Origin of the sequence: Microcoleus sp. AT3-A2, assembly GCF_036705685.1 — a bacterium.
Lineage (GTDB): Bacteria > Cyanobacteriota > Cyanobacteriia > Cyanobacteriales > Microcoleaceae > Microcoleus.
The window spans coordinates 117,476-142,569 of the sequence record NZ_JAUBVF010000002.1 but is presented as its reverse complement, the minus strand read 5'-3'; the positions used below and the strand labels follow the sequence as shown (position 1 = coordinate 142,569).

Sequence of the window (25,094 nt, the reverse complement as noted above, 5' to 3'; positions counted from 1 at the left end):
CATCGGCTCCGTGCCCGTCATCATCGGCTCCGTGCCCGACGACGGCGTAGGCTGCGGCACCGTCCCGCTATCCAAAGTATCCTCGTTCTCCTCGGGTAGCCGCCCTTCGAGAAAATTTAGTGATACTGCACTTGCCATTGTTCCGCCTCCTTGCGACGCTACTCAAAAACTACTAAATAAACTTAAAGTCAGATGCAGTAATGACTGTGCTGAGCGCTCCGGGCACTGTAGGAATAGAATTCAACACTGCCAAATCGAAAGCTGGGAGACTGTCATCTGCCACATTCGGGTCGAAGCCGAGAACGTACTTGTTAAAAGTATTGTTCAGGTACACGAAGAAAGCTCCCGTTTTGCTCGATCCGTTTTGATTTTTCAACACTGCATTTATTGCTTGAGCGTTATCAAATTTAGATTCAAACAAAATGACTGATTGCTTGCTGATGTCGTCGCCGCTAGACCCAATATTCCTGACGATAAAACTGGTGAAATCGAGAGTAGTTCCTGAGTTGGTTAAACCTGCGAAATTTGACGACCTGAACAAAAATCTGTCGGTCTCGCTGCCGTTAGCGTTAAAGTCAGCAATCACGTCCACGCCTTCGCTGGGAGTTTCGTAGTAGAAGAAATCATTGCCAGCATCGCCCGTGAGCAAGTCAGAACCGGGACCGCCACCCAAAATGTCATTGCCTGCACCGCCGGAAAGCGAGTCGTTGTCATCGCCGCCCAATACCAAGTCATTGCCGAAGGCGCCGCTGAGACAGTCACTGCCGGCACCGCCGTCGAGAGTGTCGTCGCCCGCTTGGCCGTCGAGGGAGTCGCTGCCGGCCTCGCCCAACACGTAGTCATTGCCCGAACCTCCGAGTCCCGTGTCGTTGCCTTGTCCACCCAAAATCGTGTCATCGTTGTCGCCGCCGGAGATGAAATCGTTATTGATACCGCCGTCGAGCAAGTTTCTGCCCAATCCACCGTCGAGGATGTCGTCGCCGGCACCGCCGTCGAGGGAGTCGTCGCCAATGCCACCAAGTAAGGTGTCGATCCCAGCGCCACCAAGTATCGAGTCCTCGCCGGATTCTCCCAATATCGAGTCATTGCCTGTTCCGCCGTCAATGGTGTCGTTGTTGTCGCCGCCCAAGAGGTTGTCATTGTCATTGCCGCCGAACATCAGGTCGTTGCCCAGTCCGCCGATCAGCGAGTCTATGCCGTCTTCGCCGTCAACGGTGTCGTTGCCGAGTCCGCCGTCAACGGTGTCGTTGCCGATCGCACCCACCAGCGAGTCGTTGCCTGCTTCACCGAATACGAGGTCGTTGCCGCCATTACCATCGATCAGGTCGTCGCCGTCGCCCCCAGCGAGGGTATCGTCGCCTGCCCCGCCGAGGATGAAGTCGCTGAGGTTGCTGCCTGTAAAGCTGCTGGCTGGGAGTGCGCTGCGATCGACAATATTATCTACCACCGTGATGCTGAAGGATGCCGGCCCGATAGTTGCAGACCCGTCGGAGGCTGTAAACGTGAAACTGTCGCTGCCACCTGCTGCCAGCAAGTTGTATTTGACGATGTTGTTGTTGATATCGTCTTGGGTGAATTTGCCGCCCACGTTGAGAAAGGTGCTACCCCTTTGGACAAAACCTCTGGTAGCATCGGGGGCTTTAGTAATCGTGTAAACGATTTCCAAGGGGCTGTTGTCGGGATCTGTGACTAACAAATCGGCGGCAGTGATTGTCTGGGTAGGATTACTTTTGGCAACCACCACACCGTCGTTAATTATTAGCTGCGGCGGGTTACTGACGTTGATGGTTACTACCGCCTTACTTGTGCCGCCGCTGCCGTCTGAGATCGAGTAGCTGAAGCTGTCAGTACCCGAGAAGCCCGGATTCGGGGTGTATTTGAATACGCCACCGCCCACGGGAACCAGGCTCCCTTTGTTTGCTGGAGCAAAAGTCGTGACAGTCAGAGCGCTTTGTTCCTGGTCAGTGTCGTTCAACAGAACGTTGAAACTGAGTTCTTCACCTGCAACCGTGGTGAAGTTGTCGTTAACTGCTCTTGGAGGTTGGTTAAAGATGGGCGTCGGACTTCCTGTCGGCGTCGGACTTCCTGTCGGCGTCGGACTTCCTGTCGGCGTCGGCGACCCGGGGAACATCGGCACCGGCTCGTCTGGCGGTGTTGGTGTCGGTGTTGGCGTCGGTGTCGGCGTCGGTGTCGGCGTTGGTGTCGGCGTCGGTGTCGGACTTCCTGTCGGCGTCGGACTTCCTGTCGGTGTCGGACTGTCTGTCGGCGTCGGTAGGGGAAGCGGAGTTGCGCTGCCGGGAACTGTGGGGGCAATTACAAATGAGCTTCGCCCTAGGGTTCTGCTGTCTACTCCGGGCAATACTGCTAAAAAGTCGCCGCTGACGCCGTTGCGAATAATCGTACTGCCGGCTTTGGTTTCGGTGCTTTGGAAGATTACCAAATCTTCAAACTTGAGGTCGCCGGTTAACCCGATTAAATCTTCGCCTTGGCGAAAGTCTGTGAAAATGTCAGCATCGGCGATGTCGGGGCCGCCTGTGGTGATAAATGCCGCGTTAGTGCCGTCGCTGCTGCCGCTGGGGGAACTGAAGGCACCGATGACGAAGACATCTCTGCCTTCGCCTCCTGCCACTACGTCTTTGCCTGCTTCGCCCCAAAGAACGTCATTGCCAGCACCGCCGTCCACGATGTCATCACCGTCGCCGCCGAATACGATGTCGTCGCCGTCGCCGGAAAAAAATGTATCCCCGCCGGCGTTTCCGTAGAGCCAGTCGCCTCCTTCGTTGCCAAATACCAAGTCTTCGCCATCGCCACCGAAGAGCGAGTCGTTGCCTTCGTCGCCCCAGAGGATGTCGTCGCCTCGATCGCCCAAAAAGCTATCGTCGCCAGAACCTCCACGCAAGCTGTCGCTGTCTTTTCCGCCGTAAGCCGTGTCTCTGCCTTCGCCTCCGATTACCGTATCGTTGCCGTCATTGCCATACAGCAGGTCAGGGTTATTTGCCCCCTCGATGGAGTCGTTGTCTTTGCCTCCGTACAGGGTATCGAGTCCTGAACCGCCGTCAAGAACGTCGTTGCCCTCATTACCGAACAGCACGTCGTCATCGTCGTTGCCAAATAGTAAATCGTCGCCTCGGACTCCTTGCAAGGTGTCGTTGCCTTGCAGCCCGGAAATCACGTCGGGGCCGGGACTGCCAGCTAAGGAGTCGTTGGTTTCGGTGCCACGGACTACGCCGCCGATGATTCCGGGCGAGGTACCTTGGCCTCCGCCCCCTGTGTCGTCTATGTCGCCAATTGTGTCGTCCCCGGAGGGAGGTGTTGGAGGTGTTGGAGTCGGAGTCGGAGTTGGCGTCTCTGGTGTTGGCGTCTCTGGCTCTGGCGTCTCTGGTGTTGGCGTCTCTGGTTCTGGTTCTGGTGTTGGTGTTGGAGGTGGTATAATTACTAATGGCACTGCACTTGGCATTATTTTGGCTCCTTTAAACGACGATCCCGATTTACTTTAAGAACTGATTAGTATCAGTTTGTTGCCACCAATCTGGCTTAAAATTGATTAATAACCCCATCATTTCTAACATACTAAATCAAAACTGCCACGGCTATAGATATTTTTTAAGCGGGACATCTTTTGATATCAAAATATTAATGATTGCACGTTTTGATGCCTATGTTGGGTATACTTTAATATCGCGCCATTTCGATAGAACGTAGAAGTCGGGCTTGGAGTGAGCCCGGTGTATTTATCCAGAATCAGAAAAAATAAAAATCTTCGCCGTCATAATTTTTTCTTTCCGAATGTCCAATGCTGAATACATCTGTACCTCTTGCCTGCAGAAGCGAATGCCTTATGCTGACTGCTGACAAGAAACAGAGCTGTTAATTAGGGGCAGAAGCGGCCCGGTTTGTTCTTGTCCACTGACGGATAGTTCGCTGTGGCACAGGTAAAGCAGGGAACAGCGACTTAACAAATCTAGCAGAATTCGCCGCAGTCGCTGTTGGTCGGCCGCTGTTTCCTCTTCGGTTTCCCAGGGACGCCCCTGTTGCGATCGCAAAAATAAGGGAGCGCCAAACAATGTCGCCGCACCGCCGCTTAGCCACAGGGGCGAGCCGGCATCCAGCCAAAAGTGCCACTTGTGGGCGCGGCGGCTGCTGCGGTACTGGAAGATGTTGGCGAGGGTGACGGCTCTGGCTGCTGGGCCTTCTGGACGCACTGGAAAGGGGTTGGCGGTGACGGTTCCTTGCCGCAACAACTGGATGAACCGGGCGATCGTTTCTGAGTCGCCGCCGTTTGTTGGTTCTACGCGCTGCATTCGCCCGTTGATTTCCCAGTAGTGGGTGGCGGTTTCCATTAACTCGCGCAGGGCTGCTAGCCGATCGTAGGGGAGGTATCTGTCGTTCATGAGAAATTTCTGGATGGCTCGATCGAGCAGGGCAATTGGACTCGGCAAAAGCCGCTCCTGCTGTTGCGATCGCTGTTGTTCGATCCACTCCACAATCTGCTCGTAGGCCCTGGCTGCTCGGTGTCCCAGTCTGTCCCACCGGGGAAAAGCTGTAATTGGCAGCAATTGAGGTCGATCGATATCTGGGCAAAAACAGTGATCGGCGATTAAACCTGCTCTCACTTGGTCGATCGATTTTTGATGGTGAATTTGAGATGTTAGATTGAACGTCGAGTTAGAATCTTCTGTTTCTAATGAACGGTGTTTCTGGCTGCCCAACACTACTAGCATTTCGGCGGCGCCGTCTCGATCGACTAAACGGCCGAGTCCCGGATAAACTAAGGCTAACAAAGTGAGTAAAGCTCGAATCTCTGGGGTAGTCGAGAGGGGGCGCTGATCGTTGAGAGATACGGCGGCGATACCATCTCGCGCCAGAATTTCCGTTAAACTGTAACGGGCGATCGCATCCATCCCAGGGGCAATTACGGCGATTTCCTGCGGTTCCACGGCTTGTGACTTCACCGCATCCACGATGATTTCGGCGGTTTCTCGCAGCAGTTGAGCCCGGGAAGTGGTTTGGAGCGATCGAACTTTACCGGGCAAACTCAAGCCTAAAGGATAAAAACCCTCAGTATTAACTGCTAAACTTACCGCTAAATCTCCAATCTCTGGGGCTAAACCGGCTTTGGCGTCCAAATTTACCACGCTTTGACAGCGGTCTTCGAGTCTGGCCAGGTATTCCGTGTCAGCCCCCAAGCCCAAACGCACTCCTCCCTCTGGATTGTAGGAGAACGCCCCCGCTGCACCTTGGTCGAGCATTCGATCGAACAAATGGCGACTTATCGCCGGATAATCGTCAACATCGTCTGCGATCACAGCTTGATATCTAGAGGCCAAATGCTGCTGATAAGTGGCATCCGGCAACAAATCGTGCCAGTAGAGTTCGCAAACAATCCCGTAAGTCAGGAACCCCCGCGTCAAGCACCATTCCCGCCACCTTTCCAGCAACTCTCCCATGCTAGTCCACAGGTTGGTCGAGCCACCGTCACCAGCAAATCCCTGTTCTAGAATGCTGGGAATCTCTTCTCTCGGCGTACCGCTGACAGCAGCAAGTTGTAATAAGTCTAGTGTTCGACGCACCATTCGGTTTGGACTTACCCCTGTTTTTTGCAAAATCCCTTCGTCTAATTCGCGACGCCAGAGTCTCGCGGCAAGTTCCAGTTCTGTTTCAGGTTGCAGCCGCAGGGGAAATTGAGCCCTCAAATCCAGCGACTGAACTAGCAGGGGCCAAAATAACAATACCTCCTGCTCAAAAAAACCGAAGGGCGTTGTGGAGTGAAAGGTATATTTTCCTTCGGTAGCGACGGCGATGCGATCGGCCAATTCTAGCCGGTTGTCTCCGTTAGCTGCTAAGACTAAAATTGCTGGCGCAGTTTGTCCAGCCCGCCGCCGCCCGGAACTCGATCGCCCTGAAACTGTTGTGGGCAATGGCTTGACAGTTTTGCTCCAAATGCAGAACTGCTCGACTAAACGAGTGGTTTTGCCGCTTCGGGCAGATCCGACAATCCAAATTGAATCCGAGACCTCGGTTCCCAATTTAGGTAAATTTGTTACCATACTGTGAATACTTTAATCACTAATGTCTACAGTCAACTAACAAGCTTTAGCTATGAATACTTCTCCGTGGAACAGGATTGTAAAATATCTCTACAGCCTTCACCAATGGTATCGAGAAACGCCTGAGAGGGCTCTAGAACAGGCCTACGATGCTGCGTTAGCAATTAAGGCGATGGAAGACGAGCATTTTGGCGGTCAAGCAATCTCCGATCGATCGGGAGATTACGGACAAAGCACCCTGTCTTACTTTAAATCCGAACTGCAAAAATACCTCAAGGTCATCCAAACCCGAATGGTTGAGTTTAATGCTAGCCGTTCTTTTTTGGAACTGCCGGAGCGAGTGGGGGCAAAACCGAAAACTGGGCCCAGCGCTGATTATCACCAGCACGGATTACATCTCAACAATAAAGATAGAGAATCCCTTATATTTGAGAAGCTAGAGTTTATTGATGGAGTCATCGACAAGTATATTAATAATAGTAGATCGACGGCAATTGTTCCGGTTGTCAGTTCAGTAAATGTGCAGGCAAAATCTACAACAAATAGCAGCTCTCCACCTGACAAAAATAAAGGTTCAGCTAATTCTGTTCAAATTCACGATGGTGAAGTGGACACTAACTATGAAGAAGTAAATTTATTACCGCGATCGCTTTTGGGGACTTTGAATCGAATTACTAAAGATTTAGACCCTGGAGCTGAAAAAGAAGTAGTCAAGAACTTTCGCAATTCAAAAGTAAAAACAATTATTTCTCTCAGATTTATTTTGCTTTTGATTTTAGTTCCGCTATTGACGAATCAAATCTCCAAAAACTTTTTGGTCGGTCCGATAGTTGACCATTTCAGAGGCAAAGAAAATGCTCCACTTTTCATAAATGTTAACCTGGAAGAAGAAGCATTCCAAGAACTGGAGAGATTTGAGCAGCACCTCAAATTTGAAAGGTTAATAGGCACGGCTCCCTCGCTTTCTTTAGAGGAAACAGAAAAGAAGATTGCCGCGAAAGCAGTTGAACTTGCGGAGGAATACCGTTCTGAAAGTGGTGGAGCTATTAAAAATATTTTTGCCGATTTGATGTCCTGCATTGCCTTTGCCGCGATTATCGTCACTAACAAGAGAGAGATTGAGATTTTAAAGTCTTTCATGGACGATGTGATTTACGGCCTCAGCGACAGTGCGAAAGCTTTCGTAATTATTTTGTTTACAGATGTGTTTGTCGGATTCCACTCGCCTCATGGTTGGGAAGTAATTCTCGAAGGTTTATCGAGGCATTTGGGACTACCAGAAAATAGGCAGTTCATATTTTTGTTCATTGCAACTTTTCCAGTGATCTTGGATACGGTATTTAAGTATTGGATATTCCGTTATTTAAACCGGAGTTCGCCTTCGGCTGTTGCTACGTACAAGAACATGAACGAATAATCAGAGGCGAAAGAAGTTCGGCAATGGATTCTTTAACGGATGTAACGGATGTAACGGATGTCATGAAGAAGGAAGTTCGGCAACGAGCAATGTACGGGATGTAACGGATGTAACAGATGCCAGTCCGATGGAAGTCGGAAGTTCGGCAACGGATTGGCTCGACGGATGAAACGGATGTCAGTCCGATGTCCGTCGCAAGGAAGAAGAAAGGAAGAAGAAAGGAAGAAGAAAGGAAGAAGGAAAAAAAGATGTAATAAGAGCAATGGTTTCAGGCATTAAGAACGTCCTCAGTAGGGCGTTCACTGCACACAAAGTGGCTTACCCATAGCGCACAAAACCATTTATTGTTTGCGTCAGGAGTGGTTTAATTAAGTTGATGTACTTAAGGTGTTGGGCCTCTAAATTCTATTGGGGGGCGGGTTCTCGCGCGCGCACCACAAGAATTTTATCAAACTTGCTTGACTGTCATAAACGCTCGGCTCAGGAACCGTAAAACTTAGATGCACCTTGGGAGATGAAAAAAAATACGATCGCCCGCAGAATTTCTCGAAAGAAATCAAAAGGGCGATCGCATTCCCAGAACCAATTACCAATGACCTAATTCCAACGCTTCTTGCGCTGTCGCTGGCTTGCCACCGCCTCCACCAGCCCCAGGCCGAGAAAATTACTCAGCAGCGACGCATTCCCGTAACTTAGGAAAGGCAGCGGAATGCCCGTAACCGGCGCCAAGCCAATGTTCATCCCAATATTTACGAACACCTGAAAAATCAACATTGAGAGTACGCCGATCGCCAGCAAAGAACCAAAATTATCGTTAGCAGTTTGAGCGATCGTCACCAACCGGAAACAAATTATCCAGAACACCAACAACACGCCAATACAGCCAATAAAACCCAATTCTTCGCCAATAGCTGAAAAGATAAAGTCCGTATGCTGTTCGGGAATAAAGTTAAGCTGAGTTTGCGTTCCCTGAAACAAACCCCGGCCCTTCAGTTCCCCAGCGCCAATAGCAATCCGAGATTGAATCAAGTGATATCCGCTGCCTAAAGGGTCTTTCTCAGGGTTTAAAAACCCTGTCAGGCGCATTTTTTGATAATCCTTGAGTACATTCCAAAAAATATGTCCGAGGTGTCCAGAAACAACGTTCACCAACACAGCACCGAAAGTCCCTAACCAGGGCCAAGGCAGGGTTCGCCAAGCGATAATACCCGCAACAACTACCCAGGCTATCCAAATCGGTGTAGACAGGTTATTGAAGAGAACTGATATGAGAGGAGAGAATAGCAATATTAGCCAGCCGGGATTGACATTACCCCAGTAAAACATCCCCATTGTGATCGCGCCGAACACTAGGGAAGTACCTAAATTTGGTTCGGCAAATATCAATCCCCAGGGTACGGCCATAATCGCCAGCATCCTCAACATATTGCCCACCGTGGGAACAGTCTTGTCATGCAGGAGAGCTGCTAAAGTGACAATCATGCCTACTTTGGCAAATTCTGATGGTTGCAGGTAGAAGCCGCCGATGTTGATCCACCGCTGGGCACCGAGCCCTGTAGTACCGATAAAACGCACTGCGATCAGCGACAAATTGATTAATATGTAAATCGGCCATTTCCACTCAAGCAGTATTTGGTAGCGGCAGCGGGAAATGATGATGGCGAGGAACAAACCGACTGCCCCAGTTACCCAGTGCCGCCACCAGTCGATCAGCCCCTGGTTGATTTCGACGCTGCGGATCATGATTCCCCCGAAGATGGTGAGGGCGATGCAAGCGGCCAACAGCCAAGGGTCTGCTTCTTCCCAGGGTTTGAAGATTGATTTCCAGCGGTTTCTGACTTGTATTCTCTGCAACATGAGGATTTTAGATTTTAGATTTTAGATTTTAGATTATCGAGCTGATTTTCGGAACTTGTGGATATATTTCAGATTCACAGCCTGCACCTTACTGTAGAAGCGTCGGTGTAAGTATGTAACTTTATTCGGCGAGTGTTAGGGAGGTTCCGGGCCGTCAGCAACGGGCCGCATCGTGCGCGGACACACTAATATGTAGGGTGCGCCAGGCCGCGCACCTTACGCGGATTTAGTTTGATCGCGATCCGCAAGTCCGAAAATAGTCAGGCCGGTTCGTAAAGATACTCGAAGCCGTTCCCATCTGGATCTCTGCCGTAAAAAGATGCAGTACCGTCGCGGTGTTCGTGAATGTGGGTGACGGAAACACCATCGGCTTTGAGTTGTTGGTAAGCCGATTCCATTTCGGCGCGATCGTCAAATACAAACCCAAAATGCGGCCCTGCTTGGTCGTAACTCGGACTCAACAGCGCCAATCCGTCCTCTCCTGCTTTCAAATAAGCCCAGTCTGCATCTTTCCAGACTAACTCCATACCCAAGTTGCGGTAGAATTCAGCAGACTTCTCTATGTCTTGCACGCAGACGGCTACGTGTCCCAATCGTTTTAGTTTCATATCTACAAACTTTATGGTTGTTCTTTCATTTATTGTATCTATTTTCTGATTTGTTGCTCGATTAATTAGGTATTTTTTCTGTTTTTTTTGTCGCGGATAACTGTACTTTTTCTACTTGTTTGCTGGCATCCATTTCGCTGAACAGTTGAATTGCGCGCTCAAAATTTTCTTGACTTTTCTCGATGTTACCAAGTTTTTGTTCTGTCAGTGCTAGTTGATAGTAAGCTTCGGCTCGGTCTAATTTAGCGCTGGATCGATCGAGTATTTCGATTGCTTCTGCATGGTGCTGCAGGGCTTGTTCAAATTCTCCCTGTTCTCGGTACAGCGCTGCTATACCGCTGAGAGCTTTGGCTTTGATGGTGCTGTACTGGTTTTGGTCGGCCTGGGCGATCGCTTGGCGGTACAAGCTCAAAGCTTTCTCTGTCTCTCCCAGGTTTTGATAGGTGGCGGCGAGAAAAACTAACTTGTATCCCGTACCTACCAACTGACTGTTTTCCCGATCGGCATAAAGTTTTTCGGCGAGTTCTTCCGCCTCTTTTTTGGCTCCGATACAGGAGTTGAGGAAAGCTAACCCGACATTGATCGAATAGCTATTACTCCCAATTTCGTCTCGCGAATTTTTCAGCTTGACAAATATCTCCATAGCTGATTCCAATTCCCGCATTTCTATTTGACAAAAACCTATATTAATTGCAGCGTTAACTTTCCAAAATTCCAGATTAGCTTGTTTGCCGTTTTCAGATTCGCTGCTTTTCGCTATAATTTGCAAAGATTTAGTAGCTTTTATTTCTGACATTTGATGGCATTCTATGGCTTGATTGATTTCGCCTAATATCCGATAACAAATGCCTAAAAGACTGTATAAACCGCTCAAATAATAATCAGAAGTCACATTGTTGACGATGCGAGTAGTTGCTGAAATTATTGGCTGCAAGAAACCTAATTTGTAGAGCGCTCTACCGAGCTTGTAATCTTGGGCAAACTGGATATTGATTTTTTTGAGGATGACGCTCGCGGCCTGCTCGAAACAGCTAATTGCCACATAATGATAGTAAGCTTCAAAAGCTTTCAGGGCATCTTCTACAGTTTCAATATTTTCAACACTCTCTGTCCAGAACTCGGCTGCTTTGCGGTTTGCAGTTTCCCAGTCTCCGGGCGTGAGCCGATCGACCGCTTCTTCCCGAATTGCTGGATGCAGCCAGTATTCGCCCTTCTGAGACTCGACTAGCGATCGGTGCAACAGCGATTTAATGATTTGTCGGCGTCCGGCTTCGGGAACGTCCCACAGCAAGCACAAAAGTCCGTCAGTAGGGACTGTCGGCACGTCTTGATAGCGGTAACAGCCCAAGCGACAGAGGAGTTGATAGGCTTCAGGGTCGAGTTCGAGGAGGCGGTTAAATTGACTGGTAACTAAATTTTTTAAGTCAGTTTCAACGAGCGGATGTTCGCTGTTTTCCAGCCAGTAAGCCGCCATATCTCCGTCAAAATCTTCTCGGATAGTGCCGCAAATAATGCCCATTGCTTTAGCATTGCCGCCGTAAACTTTGTGCATTTCCTTGAGGGCGACATCATCTATATTGATGTTGCGGCAGCTAAAAAATTGCTGCCAAACTTCCACATCTAATCCCGGAAGCAAGTAGTGTTCGACGGTGACATCAGAATCGCAAAGTCGATCGCGACTGGTAATCAGCGTTACCGACTGCACCGCTGCGTCAGCCAAAACTCGCAACAGTTCCACGTAAAGCCGGTGGGGTTCAATAAACTTACCTTGTCCGTCGAGTGCGGCTTCCAAATTGTCAATCAATACGCCGACTTTGTGAGTCTGAAGCTGTCGCTTCAGCCGCCCCAGGGTGACGCCAAAGTCTGGCCCTGGTTCTTCCTGAAAGTCTTGCTTGAGCCATTCTTCGATCACGCTTTCCAAGGCTGTGATGTTTTCTGTCTCTTTTGCCATCAACAGTTCAATGGTTCGATCGAACCCTTGAGATTTGAGATACTGTCTGGCCAAAGTTGTTTTGCCGATACCGCCGGCACTTTGGATGACAATCACTTTAGCACCTTGGGCGACAAGAGTATTGAGATCTTCGATCGCCCCGAACCGGCCCAAAAAGTTCGGGTTTTCGATTTCCAAATCCGCATCAAGTCCGAGAGATACTTGGGCCGGAACAGTTTGTCCCGACTGCGGTTCTAGTTTCGAGTAGCTGCGCCAATACCGTTCTACAACCGCTTGAAGGTTGTCTCTTTTGACTTTTTCGCCTTCTCCAAACAGCGCTGAAAGCCGCTTCCACAAATTAGAGGCGGCATCTTTAACAGTCCCTACTCCATATCCTTCACTATCTGCAACCTGTTGGTACGTCCTGCCTTGCACTCCCATCCATGCTTCGCGAAAGATAGCGCTGTCAAGGTTGTCGAGAGTTTTCAGGTTTCGAGCCACAAGTAACGAGTTGGTAAAATCCAGTGCACGATCGGCTTCCATTTAGTCACCAGGTTTAGCGTTACCCATCTGAGACAACTTTAACAGACTTTTTCCGACTCGCTTACACGCTCAAACATTTGACTTGTATAGACTTTTACCGACTGACACGGCCGAGGTTGGCCGGGGATACTGTTGAGTGTGGAGGGGAAGTTGACAGACAAGCTTCTAACTTACACACCGATCGAGTCGAGTTTATATTCAGGAGCAAGCAGCGATGTCTATTAACGATGTTGAAACAGCGATCGTAGATGAACAAATTCGCCCTCAAGAATGCGGTCGGGTTCGTTTCCAAAACAGTTGGTGGCCGGCGAAGTGCGATCGAGACATGACTTTTGAACCCGGTGAGGTGGTTCGAGTCGTGGGAATTGAAAATATTACTTTGATCGTTGCAGCGTCGTTTGCGATCAATTCTGAAAGTTAAGGGAAATCTACAATCGGGAGTAAGCAATCATGAATTTTGACAATTCCGAAAAAGCGATCGTGGATGAAGAAATTCGACCTAATGAGTCCGGTCTCGTTCGTTTCCAAAACAGTTGGTGGCCGGCGAAGTGCGATAGAGACCTGACTTTTGAGCCTGGTGAGGTAGTTCGCGTAGTCGGAATTGACAATATTACTTTGATAGTTGAAGCGTCGTTATAAATCAAGGGGTTAGGGAGTCGAGCTATAAGTTTATAGCATCCCAACGTTCAGGCCAACCTAGAAGCAGGAGAAAGTAATCATGACTGTCAGCCATTTAGAAAGAGCGATCGTTGAAGAAGAAATTAAACCAAATCAGTCCGGCAGTGTGCGATTTCAAAGCAGTTGGTGGCCTGCCAAGTGCGTTCGAGAAATAACTTTGCAACCGGGTGAAGTTGTTCGCGTCGTGAGACTTGAGAACATTACTCTGATAGTTGAAGCGTAGTTGGGAAACAATCTGTAGGTGGGAGTTATCGGAGGGTATAAAAAATAAATTTACGATCGCGTTTCTATTTCGATACATTTCTCTTCAAGCGCGCGATCGCACTTATCACCTCTGTTAATTTCAAGATTTTAGAGTTTGACCTCAACCACAACTCACCGCTGACTGTTTGGTCGGCGGTTTTTTTGTAGGCGTTCAGGGGGTGACAAGCAACTTAGAAGCCCTGTGCTGACAAGGGTTTAAGCCGATCGCCCTCACAAATAATTAGGTGGGTGCGATCGCCTTTTTCCGGTTGCGACAAGGTGGAATCAGGATCGGGGGCGATCGTCCCGGAGCGTAGTTGTCAATAAGTCTGCAATAATATCTATTAGGAATTTTTCCACCGACTTACTACGGTGCGTAACTCAAAATTAGGGTGCAAAACGGGACAAACCTTACCCGATGAGAGGGATGTATATATGACTTTTGAAGAAGCCCTAGAATTTATTGAATCAGCCTTAGAGTCCAAAACCAGTAAACCGTTAAATTTTCTTGAGCAGGAAATTTTAAAAGCTGCTTGGAAAAACACAACTTATAGTGCTGTTGCTGACAGCTTGTACCTCAGCGTAGGACATATCAAAGATTCATCTTCTCTCCTGTGGCAGCGGCTTTCAGACGTAATGGGAGAAAAAGTTACTAAGAATAACTTTCGCTCTCTGCTAGAGAAGCAAAGCACCACAAGTGATCTCGCCGAAGCCGAAGTCGAAGGCGAACCTATGACGATGGCTTCGGTAGGAGAAAGTGACATCAATGAATTAGAAAATTACAAAGGCAACATTTTAATTGTTGATGACATCCAAGAGAATCTCCGTTTTCTAACAAGAATTCTCACTAAGGAGGGGTATAAAGTTCGCTGCGTCACCAATGGTTCTATGGCTTTGAAGACTGTTCGCCATTATCCCCCCGATGCTATATTGCTGGATATAAAAATGCCAGACATGGACGGTTATCAAGTCTGCGAAGCCCTTAAATCTGATGAAAACACCTCAGAAATTCCGATTATTTTCTTAAGCGCACTTGACCAAGTTTTTGATAAAGTTAAAGCTTTTAAGCTAGGGGGATCTGACTACATCTCTAAACCTTTTCAGCCGGAAGAAGTGCTAGTTCGCCTCGAAACTCAGGTCACTATCCAGCACCAAAAACGCCAGCTTAAAGAAGCAATCGAGCGACACCAGCAAACCGCAGAAATTGCCTACCAATCTCGCAGCCTGCTGGCAAATTTGCTAAACTCATCTCTGGATGGAATAGCCGCAGTAGAGGCGGCGAGGGGAGATATCGCTGGAGAAATTGAAGATTTTCGCTACTTGGTAGTTAACCCTGTCTTTGCCAGACTCTTAGGGAAAAAACGAACAGAACTCGCGGCTGAACCCGTGCTGAAAAAACTGCTTAATCAATTGAGTCCAGGATTGTTTGATTTATTAGTAGAAGTTGTTGAGACTGGAGAATCGCTTGAAGGAGAGGTTCATCTAGAAAATGATTACCTTGTTGGCAAATGCTATTATTTCACTGCTGTTAAATTGGGAGACGGTTGCTCAATTACCATCCGCGATCTTACAGACTTAAAACAGTCGGCATTAAAGTCAAAGATGGAACTGAATCAACCACGTAGTAGCATCAAATAGCATAAACGGGACTTACGCAATCCGATCCAAGAAATCTCGCTTTTAGCTGAGTCTCGATCCCCCTAAATCCCCCTTAAGAAGGGGAGTAGGGGTTGACTTTGAATACTCTTGTCCCCTGCTTCTTAAGGGGGGCTAGGGGGGATAGATCGAGAGTTTACTTGATAAACCTGCAATCTGCTGTCTCAAGATTCACCAACCAAGGGTTCAGTCAAATCGAGAATCTTCTCAAACTGAAACTTATTCACCCAATTTCTGAGAGTTTGAAGCTCGAAAGCTTGAGATTCAGGAATCTCCTCTAGGAGTTTAAAAACTAATTCCGAATCCGCGTCAATAGCTGCTTCATATAGTTTTACTATCCATTCTTTTGACATCGCTGCTAATAAATTAGTGAAATTTAACGGTTCTCCAGTCACATTAGAAGGGGGAGAGGGTAGCTCTTCTTCCTGATAAATATAACCGACTCCCAAATGTTTAGCCATAATGTCAAAGATGGCTTCTGTGTGGAACGGTTTTCGTACAAAATCATCACAACCAGCCGATAAAATAACTGCCTTTTCTTCTTCCCACACGCTAGCAGTAATAGCAATAACAGCAGTAGCTTGACCTTTAAGGGTGCCTTTAATGCGTTTCGTGGCTTCATACCCATCCATAACGGGCATTCTCATGTCCATCCAGATCAGATGGGGTGAGTAGGAATCCCAAATTTCAAGCGCTTCAATACCGTTAGTCGCTTCTTCCACTTCAAAACCAACAGGTTTGAGGAGTTTAACTAACAGTTGCCGATTGTAATCTCGATCGTCCACCACTAGGATGCGATATTGGGGTTGGTTAGGCGCTAAGGCAACGACGCGACGACTGTGGGGTTGATTTTGAATGGCGCTGGCATCAGCGATGCCCACAGGAATGTCAAATTTAAATGTTGTGCCCGTTGTGTCTTCTAAAAATTCCTTGAGAGGCATTCCAGGAGTGAAAGCTTTACCATGACTAATGACTGTTATTTCACCTCCCATCAAGCGGACAAATTGACGGCTAATCGTCAGTCCTAATCCGGTTCCTTGCTGCACTTTTTGACCGGATGCTGTTTGCACGAAGGGTTTGAATAGACTCTCCAGTTCCTCTGCCGCAATGCCAACTCCCGTATCTTTTACTTCAAAGGTAATGGTTGTTGGTTGTTGGTTGTTGGTTGTTTTGGTTCCGGCTTCACTTTGGGCTTTTACCTGTTTATTTTTTACTTCTAAAGACACCCCTCCCGAAGAGGTAAACTTAACGGCATTACTGATAAAATTAATCAGCACTTGCCGCAACTTAACTTCATCAGCGCAGATATATTTAGGAACATCGGCAGCACATTCAAATCGTAAGTATAAGCTTAGAGCGGTGGCTTTCAACGCAAACATATGCTCGATTTCAGCTAAAAAATGATGAAGGTTTAAATTGTTTTTAGATAGCTTCATGCCTCCTGCTTCAATTTTAGAAAGGTCAAGCACCTGATTAATTAGAGATAATAAATGCTCTCCACTGCGCTGAATGATGTTGAGGTTCTCTTTTTGTTCCGTTAACAGATTGGTATCCTGATTCATCAGTTGAGAAAAACCGAGAATGGCGTTCAGGGGAGTTCGCAATTCGTGGCTCATGTTGGCAAGGAAAGTGCTTTTGGCGAGGTTGGCGGCAACTGCTGCTTCTTTCGCTTGTTCGAGTTCTGCTTCAACTTTTTTGCGCGCGCTGATATCTCGTCCTACCGCCTGGAATTCAACAATGCAACCGGAATCATCAAATATCCCTCGGTTAACCCACTGCGTCCAACGCACTTGGGAGCTAACAATCACCCGATTTTCAATTGTGAAAACGGGATTTTCTGGGCTAATGGAATTGACGACTCGGGTTACATATTCGCGGTCTTCTTCAAACACGACAGGTTCGTAGTGATGCCCGATGAGTTGTTCCCTTGTCAGTCCAAAAAATCGACAGAAGCCTTCATTAACAAAGGTAACGGTACCATCTGGCAGATACCGGGCAATCAGTTCTGTCTGGTCTTCCAGAATACCAAGGTAGCGTGCCTCACTCTGCTGCAGAGCCTCTTCTGTTTTTTTGCGCTCGCGAATTTCCTGTTCTAAACGGACATTTTCAATGACCGTAATCTGTGCTTGCTGGCGTGAGCTAATATCTTGAAAAGCTGCGATCGCATATTCTACATTACCCGTGTCATCAAAAATTGGCGTGCTAGTTACTTCTAAGGGAACGATTCGCTCACTGTAGTGCAGTTCCAAGTCATCCGCCTGAGCTTTTTCACCGCGAAGCGATCGCACCAAGGGTAGCTGTTCCACTGGATACATCTCCCCAGTGCCTGCCCGATAAACGTGATAGGTTTGTGAGAGTTGCTCAATTTCGGCTTTGGGTAAATCTTGAATATTCAGTAACTGCTGTGAAACTGGATTGGCGTAAACCAGTTGTCCTTTGGCGTCGTGAACGGATATGCCAAAAGGAATGGCATTAAGGATTTTATTCAGGCGATTTTGCGTCGATTGTACCTGAGTGTAGAGTCTGGCGTTGGTAAGGGCGATCGCCGCCTGACTTGAAAGTAATTGAATCACTTGCAGGCGATCGAGTGTAAAAACCCCATCTGCTAAATTATTTTCCAAGTAAATAATTCCAATTAATTGCCCTTGATTGAGCAGAGGGGCGCAAAGGATAGACTTGGGCTGCTGTGTTTTGATATAAGCATCTTGGGTAAATCGGCCTTCACGGGCAACATTGGTTTCAATCAGTCCTTGTTTAGTCCTCTCAACATAGTGAATAATCGACAAAGGAAGACAGGTTTCTATAGGAGTCGATTGCAACACCATCACTTGATTTGAGTTAGCCTCACCTGACGCTTCGACTCGCAGTTGTCCTTGAGACTCTAAAATTAGATAGCCAGTTTCTGCCCCGCAGCTTTCCAGCAGAATTTTCATCAAAGTCGTGAGGAGTTTATCCAACTCAATTTCACTAGCAATTGCCGCAGATGCTTTCATCAAGGCTGCCAAATCCAGGAGTTCACCTGAAGAGCTGTTAGATGTATCAGACAGAGTGTTGCGGGAATTTATGGACATATTGGCTGTCGTAAAACGCTTTAAAAGTTCTGGATACTGCCGTTTCAAATCTGTCATTTTAGCGGTGGCGCCCCAACGTAAATAGCAGTAGTAAGCATTTGTCATATAGGCTTGAGCAACTTGCTCTTTTCCCCAAGCGAGGTAGAATTTGGCAGCCAATTCATTAGCCAAAGCCTCTTCGTTGATGTAGTCATGTTCTTTGGCTAAGGCAATGGCGCGATCGTAGTAGTCGATCGCCCTAGCATTTTCACCCAAAACTCGATATCGCTCTGCCTCCACTAGATAGAATTTATGGAGATGAGTCATCGGAGCAAACTGCGCCCATTTTTGAATTTTTTTCTGGTTGGCTTTCACCTTCGGGAGGATGAGTTTTTGCTCGGATTTTGGTGCGTCAGAATAGATAGCGAGATAAAGTAAAGAATTGTAGAAATGGTAGAGAGGAAGAGTACCTACAGCGCTATCGCTATATTTTTCGGCTAATTTAGCATTTTCTATAGCTTGCTGATAGTCTTGAAAAATATAGCAGAGAAATAGCTTATAAAAATAGACCGAGCGACAAAGATTTTGAGCATTCGCCTCTCGATGCAAGGGTAACATTTTTGTTTCATCATAGCTTTCACCGATTAAACGGCATTTATCTTCAGCCTGTCCCATCAAGTTCAATAAAACCTGTCGATTGAGTTGGTTATAGTAATATGATGTTTCTTGCTTAAGTTTGCTGAGTGTATTACTGTACATTGCCATCTCTGCCTCGACAGTTGCCAATTCCTTCCCCAATACATAGGAGTGATAGCAGTATACACAAACTGAATAAGCTGCATATTCTAAGTCTCCAGTCTCTAGGGCGATCGAGTAAGCATTCTGCAAAGGGTTTAAAGTTTCCCTAAGATGCTCTTTCCAATGTTTGACAAAGTAATTAACAATAAATATGGTTCTGGCTGCGAGTTCTTTAGTATTAAACTTATCGAGTAACAAGAGAGCAAGTTGCCCAAATTTATAACCAGTCTCAATGTCTCCTACAGTTTCCCCCGACAGAATTAGTCCGTAAGTAGCATAGGCACAAGAAGACACAGAAGTATTCCCGTATTTGATGGATAAATTGACCTGTTTAAACGCCATTAGCGCTAGCAATTCAGGCGTGGCAAAATGGGCAGCAGAAACTACACTTGATAGGATACGCATTGCTGCCAACTTATAAGGGTCAGTCATCACTGGTAAGTCGATTAAGTCCTCGATTCGCTTCCCTGCTAAACTTAACTTAGTCTTCATCAGTTCAAGGAAAATATTTAATTTTGTTGGCTTCTTGGGAAAACGAATCCCCAACAGCTTTAATACTGAAAGTGCCGTCTCTATCGCTTCTAACGGTTGGTTTTGTGCTGTATAGGCTTGAATTTTGACTTCATAGACTTTCACTTTGTCCAGCAATGAAGTAGCTTGTTGAAGCACAATGTCAGCCAATTTTTCCATTTCCTCAACGTGGCCACTTAAGATAGCAGCTTCTACTATTTCCACATAAAGTGCCAGAGTTAGGTCATACTGACGAAGCCAACTATCTGCACTCAGGCAATTTATACCAATTCTTAAGTAATTCCAGGCTGGTTTCCAAGCTGCTGATGCCTTCGCTTTTTTGCCAGCAATCAGATTTAATTGAGCAAGTTTATCTCTTTCTAACTGGATGTCAATTGTTTCAATACCGAAGTTTAGTTGATTGACAATATCAAAAATCTTTTGTTGGAGTACCTGTGGTGGCGTATTTTCTAACAACAGTTGCCCCACTTTCCAGTGAACCGCTTGCTTATCGTGTGGGGGAATTAGGGAATAGGCGGCTTGCTGGATGCGATCGTGAGCAAATTTATAAGTAATTTTTAACTCCTTTGTATCTCGATTGGTTTTCAGGAATTTGTAATCATCTCCAAGGGGTAATATAAATCCTGATTGAATAGCATTCCATAATTCATCCGCCGTTTCTTTTTGAGAAGTTTCATTAATAATTGAAAGGGTGGGTAAATCAAATTGGTTGCCAATGCAAGCGGCTAATCGTAAAATCTTTTGTGCTGAGTATGATAATGTTTTAATTTTATTTGCCATGAACTCAACAACGTTATAAGTAATATTTCTAGTTATAATTTCCTCTAAATTCCAATACCAAGCGCCAGCATTAGTATCAAATTTCAACAATTGCTCTGTATCAAGTGACTTGAGAAACTCTTTAATAAAAAATGGATTTCCTTGTGTTTTTTGCAAAACCAACTCGGCTAATCTTTGCGTAGGGACGCACTCGGTTTTCAGCGTATCCGCAATGAATTCATTAACCTGGTTTAAATTTAAGGGTGAAAGGGAGAGATGATTAATTACTACTCTCTGTTTTTCCATCTCAGATAAAGTCAGCATAGTAGGATGAGTTGCACTGACTTCGTTATCTCGATAAGCTCCGATTACAAACAGATATTGAGTAGTAAAATCGGTCATTATCAACTGAATCAATTGCAGCGTAGCGCTGTCTGTCCACTGAAGGTCGTCTAGAAATAAGACGAGGGGATGTTCTTTTTGGCAAAAAACTTGAATAAAGTTTTGAAAAGCTAAATTAAACCGATTTCTTGCTTCTGTTGCAGGTAATTCGGGGACTGGATTCTGTTTGCCAATAATCAGTTCCACTTCGGGGATAACATTAATAATAATTTGTCCGTTGATTCCTAATGCACGTCGAATCTTCTCTCGCCACAGTTGTAATTGGGGTTCAGTTTCGGTGAGCAATTGTCGCACCAATTCTTGGAAGGCAGCGACTAAAGCTTGATAGGGAATATCGCGTTGCAACTGGTCAAATTTACCTGCAATAAAGTAGCCGCTTTTTTGAGTGATGAGCTTATACAGTTCCTGAACTAAAGCTGATTTCCCAATACCAGAGTATCCAGAAATTAGCATGAGTTCTGTTTGTCCTTGTACGGGCAGATTTTGTGACTGAGTTGTCGTTGGGGTGCTCGCCCCTAGTTGTTTCTCTTCTCCCGACGCTACGCGAACAAATGCACTCAATAAGGACTCAATTTGTGATTCTCTCCCGTACAGTTTTTGAGGGAGTTGCAATTGAGGAGAGATATCTTGGTATCCCAATAAAAAAGCTTGAATTTTACCCTTTCTAAATTGATCGAGACAAGTTTTTATATCTGCGTTGATTCCCCAAGCACTCTGATATCTATCTTCCGCAGTTTTTGCCATTAATTTCATGACAATTTCTGAGACAGTAAAGGGAATTTCTGGATTAATTTCATGAGGTGGAGTGGGTTGTTTGGCAAGATGGCAATGGACTAACTCAAGTGCATCGACGGATGCAAAAGGCAACTGGTTGGTTAGCAGTTCATAGAAAGTAACGCCAAGAGAATAAAAGTCGGTGCGGTAGTCTAGTGAGCGATTCATCCTGCCTGTTTGTTCGGGAGATATATAAGCCAATGTCCCTTCTAGAAGATTAGGACTTTTGAGGCTGGGATTCTCTTGGGATAGGATGGTAGATAAGCCAAAGTCAATAATTTTTAATTGTCCGGTTTGAGGATTCAAGACAATGTTAGATGGATTGATATCTTTGTGAATGACGTTTTTTTGATGAACTTTGCCTAACGCATCTGTGATTTGGATGGCTAGGTGGAGAAAATCTGGTAAAGCCAAGGGATGACCTGACTGCAAGATTTTTAAGGACTCTCCTCCAAAATCTTCCAACAACATGACTTGTGTGTTTTCGTATTTTCGCAGTTCGTAGGCTTTAATCGTTTCATCTACGTTGAGAAGGCGAGTGATTTCGTATTCCTGCTGATAGCGGTAGAGTTCGGCTGGTGTGGGATAATCCTCTTTGAGGAGTTTCAAAATTAAAGGTTGCTGATTTGATTTGAGGATGCCTCGGTATACGAGGGAATTAGCACTTTCGTAAATCTGGCTGACAATTGTGATATCTGGCAGTGAAATCATGTTGGGAATTATTGCTGCCTAAAAAAAATGAGTATACAAACAAATATAACATGGGTAGGAGCGGGTGAGAGCAGCAGTAAACTCGCTCCGAATATAAATCCTTGCCTGACCCCCCTACAACTCCCAATCTTTTATTATTGCTTTTTTGCTCTGGACTTACTTACACTATATTTAGCGTACAAGTGTACTACCACTTGAAGCCTCTAGCTACTGTCCGATCGCCAAAACTCGCAACTTGAGAAACCGACAATAATTAATGATAAAATAGCTTGAAGATTCAGCTCCCCAATTGTGGTAATCTGACAACACTCAACTTTCATTCTCGATCGAGTGCGTGCAGCTATGCGAATCGGTAAAAATTTACAAAAGTTTCTGCTTTTTACCATAGCGTTATTTTTCGCAGTATCGCTGTTAATTAAAGTTACTAAATTTCACAATTATTTCGGCATCAACCGTGCCGATACCGAAGTGAAAGTTGTTGCCCTCACCTAAGATGACGGGCCCTATCCTCCCTATACAAATCAGCTTTTAGATATCTTAGACCGCTATCAAGTTAAAGCAACTTTTTTTGAAATCGGCCGCAATATTGAGAAACATCCAGAAATCGTGAAAATGATTGTCGCGAGGGGAGAGGAGTTGGCAAACCATTCCTACTCTTACAAATCGCTGCTGCCATCCAGATCGCGTCGCAATATCATCTAATTGAGGCATCAAAGCCGGAACTAAAGCTGCCCAAAACTGCATCGGTACAGTAGAGTTAGTAGCAATTTTTTTAACCAGTTCCAGCAGCAAAACGAGGTTGTTAGTGGCTTCGGGGAGGCGAGAACCGGGGAGAAGGGCGATCGTCCGAACTCCGGGTATTAACTGCAAATCTTTGCCCGTAGAATTGAGGTTGTCCATGACAGGATTGCCGACAAACAGAGCTTTCTTTAAACCCTGCCGGTTTAAGTCAGCAGCAGTCAAAGCATCTCTAGTAAAAACCACCAGACATTTCTCGGAGCAAAGCAACTGCCACAAGATTAAACCCAAATTGACTCGCCCTTCGTAATAACGAGAATGGGCCGATAGAAAAATTATATAGGGGCGGTTGCTGGCATGGGCGATCGCCGCCGCGACAATATCCCCAGTTGCCACCACCAAATCGCAGTGGGGCGAATGCCTCCAAACAACCTGCAATTGCTGCCAAGTCAAAGCAATTAGCCCTGCCCCAATATCTTTGAGGAAAAACAAGGGATTCATGTAAAAAACTCCCCCAGACGGCATTTGACTGGTGGGCCCAATAATTGGCACGGTCGATCGGCGGTAAGCAGCCCCGTCACCAACAACCGGCATCGCCGAAACATCAACATCCACGCCAGATGCTCTCAAAGCTTTGAGAATTTGACAGTTAATCGCGTCTTCCCCGTGGCCGTTGCTGAGGAAAAGTATCCCCTTCGGTTTCATATAATCAGAATACAATCAGAATCAGTGCCGAGCTTTTTTTAAAGACAGCCGTGCGATAGCTAAACTCGGGCGGGCTAACTTTTTGTTAGTCTAATTTAAATACATTGTGGAAGTGAAACAGCGTGAATATTGAAATTGGGCGGGGCAAAAGCGCTCGCAGAGCTTACGGCATAGATGAAATCGCGCTTGTACCGGGACAGCGCACCCTCGATCCGAGTTTGGCAGATACCAAGTGGCAGATTGGCGGGATCGATCGAGAAATCCCGATTATCGCCAGCGCCATGGATGGAGTAGTCGATGTCCGCATGGCCATTTTGCTGTCGGAATTAGGAGCAATGGGCGTGCTCAACCTAGAAGGAATTCAAACCCGCTATGCCGACCCGCAGCCAATATTAGAGCGAATCGCGAGTGTCGGGAACCACGAATTTGTTTCCCTGATGCAGCAACTCTATGCCGAACCCATCAAGCCAGAATTAATCGACCTGAGAATTAAAGAAATTAAAGCAGGAGGAGGGATTGCCGCCGTCAGCGGTACACCAGCCGGGGCGAGCAAATACGGCCGGGCGGTTGCTGAATCTGGAGCCGATATATTTTTTGTGCAAGCAACAGTAGTCTCGACAGCTTTCCTTTCCCCTGAAGCGATCACGCCTCTAGACTTAACTCAATTCTGTCAAGAGATGCCGATCCCAGTAATTTTGGGTAACTGCGTCACCTACGAAGTTGCCCTGAATTTAATGAAAACTGGCGCTGCAGGCATTCTCGTGGGCATTGGGCCGGGGGCTGCTTGCACATCTAGGGGCGTATTGGGTGTCGGCGTTCCCCAAGCCACAGCGGTAGCAGACTGCGCCGCCGCGCGGGACGACTACTATCGCGAAACTGGCAAATACGTGTCGGTGATTGCTGACGGCGGTTTAATTACCGGTGGCGATATCTGCAAGTGCATTGCCTGCGGTGCCGATGCAGTGATGATTGGTTCGCCCTTTGCCAGGGCCGCCGAAGCTCCCGGCCGCGGCTTCCACTGGGGGATGGCGACTCCCAGCCCAGTTTTGCCGCGCGGCACTCGCATTCGCGTGGGGACTACGGGTACTGTGGAGCAAATTTTGCGCGGGCCGGCCCTCCTAGATGACGGTACGCACAACTTGCTCGGAGCTCTGAAAACTAGCATGGGCACCCTGGGCGCTAAGGATCTTAAGGAGATGCAGCAAGTGGAGGTGGTAATTGCTCCTTCTCTGCTGACTGAGGGTAAAGTCTATCAAAAAGCTCAGCAGTTGGGCATGGGTAAGTAGATTTACCGATCAAATACCAGCATACCTTGACAAAATTTGTTCCACAGTCTCGAAATTTACAGAATATTGTGGAATTATCGAGAAGGAGATGTCACAATAGAAGAAGCGGAGACGAATGTTTCCGTTCACTCCTCACACCACACTCCGCCCGGACTACTGTTCGGGCGGTTCCTTTTTTGCCGGAAATCTTGGCTCTTGCTTACTAGATACAGAACTGAGGCTTTTAGCTCCGGAGAGACCCAGAGTGGGAGAGTGGGAGAGTCTGGGAGTGGGAGAATTTTTCTTCTACATAAGTGGATTCTGCCTTGGGAAACACAAGTGCCTTCGGAAACATAAGTGCCTTGTTCCTTCAGAAACCTTG

14 protein-coding genes and 1 pseudogene are annotated in these 25,094 nt (G+C 46.9%); 8 read left to right on the top strand and 7 right to left on the bottom strand.

Annotation, left to right across the window (positions count from 1 at the left end):
• Window positions 1-172 precede the first annotated feature (172 nt).
• Window positions 173-3,457 (bottom strand): Ig-like domain-containing protein, encoded by a 3,285-nt coding sequence (locus QUB37_RS02250; RefSeq protein ID WP_333158687.1) that lies wholly within the window; start codon window positions 3,455-3,457, stop codon window positions 173-175.
• A gap of 379 nt (window positions 3,458-3,836) precedes the next feature.
• Window positions 3,837-6,047 (bottom strand): recombinase family protein, encoded by a 2,211-nt coding sequence (locus QUB37_RS02245; protein WP_333158685.1) that lies wholly within the window; start codon window positions 6,045-6,047, stop codon window positions 3,837-3,839.
• Between the two features lie 52 nt (window positions 6,048-6,099).
• Between QUB37_RS02245 and QUB37_RS02240 the strand changes: the two genes are divergently transcribed.
• Window positions 6,100-7,464 (top strand): proton extrusion protein PcxA, encoded by a 1,365-nt coding sequence (locus QUB37_RS02240; protein WP_333158684.1) that lies wholly within the window; start codon window positions 6,100-6,102, stop codon window positions 7,462-7,464.
• A 116-nt stretch (window positions 7,465-7,580) separates the two neighbouring features.
• On the top strand, window positions 7,581-7,718 hold the full coding sequence (locus tag QUB37_RS02235; RefSeq protein WP_333158682.1) for a hypothetical protein: 138 nt from the start codon (window positions 7,581-7,583) through the stop codon (window positions 7,716-7,718).
• Window positions 7,719-8,061: 343 nt separating this feature from the next.
• Here the strand turns inward: QUB37_RS02235 and rodA are convergent, their stop codons facing one another.
• From rodA to QUB37_RS02220, 3 genes are all read right to left on the bottom strand, one after another.
• Window positions 8,062-9,321 carry a rod shape-determining protein RodA gene (rodA, locus tag QUB37_RS02230; RefSeq protein ID WP_333158680.1) on the bottom strand — a complete coding sequence of 420 codons (1,260 nt, stop codon included), beginning with the start codon at window positions 9,319-9,321 and terminating at the stop codon, window positions 8,062-8,064.
• A 260-nt stretch (window positions 9,322-9,581) separates the two neighbouring features.
• Entirely contained in the window at window positions 9,582-9,929 is a 348-nt protein-coding gene (locus QUB37_RS02225) for a VOC family protein (protein WP_333158678.1), read from the bottom strand.
• A gap of 61 nt (window positions 9,930-9,990) precedes the next feature.
• Window positions 9,991-12,402 (bottom strand): tetratricopeptide repeat protein, encoded by a 2,412-nt coding sequence (locus tag QUB37_RS02220; RefSeq protein WP_333158675.1) that lies wholly within the window; start codon window positions 12,400-12,402, stop codon window positions 9,991-9,993.
• Between the two features lie 214 nt (window positions 12,403-12,616).
• On the opposite strand from QUB37_RS02220, the gene QUB37_RS02215 reads away from it, so the two are divergent.
• The 4 genes from QUB37_RS02215 to QUB37_RS02200 all read left to right on the top strand — a co-directional run bounded on the left by QUB37_RS02215 (window position 12,617) and on the right by QUB37_RS02200 (window position 14,961).
• Window positions 12,617-12,823, top strand: coding sequence for an NfeD family protein (locus QUB37_RS02215; protein WP_333036967.1), 207 nt, complete (start codon window positions 12,617-12,619; stop codon window positions 12,821-12,823).
• Between the two features lie 29 nt (window positions 12,824-12,852).
• Complete coding sequence (locus tag QUB37_RS02210) at window positions 12,853-13,041, top strand: NfeD family protein (RefSeq protein ID WP_333158673.1); 189 nt, start codon at window positions 12,853-12,855, stop codon at window positions 13,039-13,041.
• A 79-nt stretch (window positions 13,042-13,120) separates the two neighbouring features.
• On the top strand, window positions 13,121-13,303 hold the full coding sequence (locus QUB37_RS02205; protein ID WP_015175752.1) for an NfeD family protein: 183 nt from the start codon (window positions 13,121-13,123) through the stop codon (window positions 13,301-13,303).
• Window positions 13,304-13,758: 455 nt separating this feature from the next.
• Complete coding sequence (locus QUB37_RS02200) at window positions 13,759-14,961, top strand: response regulator (RefSeq protein ID WP_333158670.1); 1,203 nt, start codon at window positions 13,759-13,761, stop codon at window positions 14,959-14,961.
• A gap of 182 nt (window positions 14,962-15,143) precedes the next feature.
• Here the strand turns inward: QUB37_RS02200 and QUB37_RS02195 are convergent, their stop codons facing one another.
• On the bottom strand, window positions 15,144-22,004 hold the full coding sequence (locus QUB37_RS02195) for an AAA family ATPase (protein ID WP_333158668.1): 6,861 nt from the start codon (window positions 22,002-22,004) through the stop codon (window positions 15,144-15,146).
• Window positions 22,005-22,538: 534 nt separating this feature from the next.
• On the opposite strand from QUB37_RS02195, the gene QUB37_RS02190 reads away from it, so the two are divergent.
• A complete protein-coding gene (locus tag QUB37_RS02190) occupies window positions 22,539-22,706 on the top strand; it encodes a polysaccharide deacetylase family protein (protein WP_333158912.1) in 168 nt (55 codons plus the stop codon).
• 24 nt (window positions 22,707-22,730) lie between these two features.
• On the opposite strand, the pseudogene QUB37_RS02185 reads toward QUB37_RS02190, so the two are convergent.
• Window positions 22,731-23,447, bottom strand: a pseudogene (locus QUB37_RS02185) (lipid-A-disaccharide synthase-related protein); the annotation flags it as partial.
• A gap of 122 nt (window positions 23,448-23,569) precedes the next feature.
• Between QUB37_RS02185 and QUB37_RS02180 the strand changes: the two are divergent.
• A complete protein-coding gene (locus QUB37_RS02180; protein WP_333158666.1) occupies window positions 23,570-24,733 on the top strand; it encodes a GuaB3 family IMP dehydrogenase-related protein in 1,164 nt (387 codons plus the stop codon).
• Window positions 24,734-25,094 lie beyond the last annotated feature (361 nt).